1 protein-coding gene is annotated in these 2,784 nt (G+C 65.0%); it reads left to right on the plus strand.

Annotation, left to right across the window (positions count from 1 at the left end):
- A partial coding sequence (locus tag AC1DWI_RS18980) for an L-glutamate gamma-semialdehyde dehydrogenase (RefSeq protein WP_477725448.1) occupies positions 1 to 2,441 on the plus strand: 2,441 nt, incomplete at its 5' end.
- Between the last annotated feature and the right edge of the window lie 343 nt (positions 2,442 to 2,784).

Genomic DNA, 2,784 nt, shown 5'->3' on the forward strand with positions numbered 1-2,784 from the left:
ACGACATGCTGGGCGAGGGTGCGCGTACCGATGCCGACGCGCTGCGCTATCTCGCCAGTTACACAAACGCTATCAAATCAATAGCTGCTGGCGCTCGTCCAATGGGTGCTACCGAGCAAAACGACGGTATATCCATCAAGCTCAGCGCGCTGCACCCGCGCTACGAAGACGCCCAGCGCGAACGCGTGATGGCCGAGCTGGTACCGCGCGTCTGGGGGCTGTGCGAGCTGTCGGCCCGGGCCAATATCAACCTCACCATCGACGCCGAAGAGGTCGACAGGCTCGAGCTCTCGCTGGATGTGTTTGAAGCCCTGGCTGCGCTGGTGGCAAAGCACCACCCGCAGTGGCAGGGCTTTGGCTTGGCCATGCAGGCCTACCAGACCCGCGCGCTGGAGTTGATTGAGCACATCGCCACCGTCGCCCGCAAATACAGGCTGCGCCTGATGTGCCGCCTGGTCAAGGGTGCGTACTGGGATTCGGAAATCAAGCGCGCACAAGAGATGGGCTTGCCGCACTACCCGGTGTTCACGCACAAGCACCACACCGATGTGTCGTACCTGGCCTGTGCGCAGGCTTTGCTGGCCGCGCCCGACGCCATTTACCCGCAGTTTGCCGGCCACAACGCCGCCACCATTGCCGCGATTTTGCAGATGGCGTCGCGCAACGCAGTTCCCTTCGAGCTGCAGCGCCTGCACGGCATGGGCGAGGGCGTTTTCCGCGAGGTGCTGAAGAACCCGCTGATCAGCTGCCGCGTGTACGCGCCCGTGGGCGCCCACCGCGACCTGCTTGCTTACCTGGTGCGCCGCCTGCTTGAGAACGGCGCCAACTCGTCCTTTGTGCACCAGCTGGCCGACGAGTCGGTCGGCATGGGCGAGCTGCTGACCTCACCGATGCGCCTGGAGCCCGAATCGTCTTTGCCGCTGCCGCCGGCCCTATACGGCCCCGGCCGGCCCAACAGCCTGGGGCTGGACCTCACGGTCCAGAGCATGCGCGCACCGCTGCTGGCCGCGTTGGCCACCACCCCGGTCCCCGTCGTGCCTGAGTTTGATGCCAAATCGGCCGCCAGCGCAATAGCGACGTGCGCAAGCAGCTATCAAAAGTGGAGCAACGTGCCCATTGCCGAGCGCGCGGCCATCTTGCGCCGCGCTGCCGCCGCGATGGAGCAGCAGATGCCGAAGTTCTGCGCATTGCTGGTGAAAGAGGCCTTCAAGACCTGGGGCGATGCGGTGTCTGAAGTGCGCGAGGCGGTGGACTTCCTGCGCTACTACGCGGGCGAGGCCGAACGCATCATGCAGCCGGTCGCGCTGCCCGGCCCCACAGGTGAAACCAATGAGCTGCGCCTGTCGGCGCGCGGCGTCTGGGTCTGCATCAGCCCCTGGAATTTCCCGCTGGCCATCTTCACCGGCCAGGTTGCGGCGGCACTGGCCACCGGCAACGCTGTAATGGCCAAGCCCGCCGAGCAAACCCCCGGCGTGGCTTGGGAGGCTGTGAAGTTGCTGCACCAGGCCGGCGTGCCCGAAGGCGCGCTGCAACTGGCGCATGGCGCCGGTGAAACCGTGGGCGCCGCGCTGGTGGCAGCGCCGCAAGTCGCCGGCGTGGTGTTTACCGGCTCCACCCAGGTCGCCAAGATCATCAACCGCGCGCTGGCCGCCAAAGACGGCCCCATCGTCCCGCTGATTGCCGAGACCGGCGGCATCAACGCCATGCTGGTGGACAGCACGGCCCTGCCCGAGCAGGTGGCCGACGCGGTGGTGCAGAGTGCGTTCCGCTCCGCCGGCCAGCGCTGCTCGGCGCTGCGCCTGCTGTGTGTGCATGAGGGCATTGCCGACCACGTGATCGAGATGATCAAGGGCGCCGCGCAGGAGCTGGTGGTGGGCGAGACAGCCGACCTGGCGACGGATGTCGGTCCGGTGATCGACCGCGAAGCCTTTGACAACATCCAGAAGCATCTTCAGCGCCTGAATTCAACGTCAAAAATGCTTGTAAGCCATGCAGGACGAGCGCAAGCAGCTCCTGATTCGATAGCAAATGTCATTCCCCCCGCAGCCTTTGAAGTACGCAGCCTGGCCGAAGTGAAAGACGAAATCTTCGGCCCCGTGCTGCAGATCGTGCGCTGGGGCAGCGGCGAGCTGGCCACGCCGGAGGCCGTGATCGCGCAGATCAACGCACTGGGCTACGGCCTCACGCTCGGTATCCAGACCCGCATCGACTCGCGCGCACAGGCACTCGCGGCCAGCGCCCACGTAGGCAATATTTATGTGAACCGCAACATGATCGGTGCGGTGGTGGGGGTGCAACCTTTCGGCGGAGAAGGCCTGTCCGGCACGGGCCCCAAGGCGGGTGGGCCGCATTACCTGTATCGCTTTTGTGCTGAGCAGACTGTCACTGTGAATACGACGGCGGCGGGGGGGAATGCGGCGCTCCTGGCTGGAGGGGCTTGACGGGGCGGTCGGCTCCCGTTCCGACGGGGTGCTCTTTGCTGAGAGCTGCTGGCCGGGGGTAGCCCGGCAGCTACTCACTTTTCTTTTGCTTCGCCAAAAGCAAAGTAAGCAAAAGAAAAGGCGACCCTGCTGTCTGCGTCCCTYCGCTGCGCTACGGGCAACCTGCGGTGCTCGGTTCAGGCGGGGTCTCGCTCGAACTCGCTTCGCTCAGACAATCGCGATCCCTGATCCGCCTGGCCCTGCGCTCCTCGGCGCATACAGAAGGGGTGAAGAGAAGGAATACCAGCAGCCGAAGATAAGAACCCGAATACCKGAAGAAACAAGGACTCGCCACGGCGAGTCC

This window comes from Polaromonas sp. P3_C2 (genome assembly GCF_056402675.1).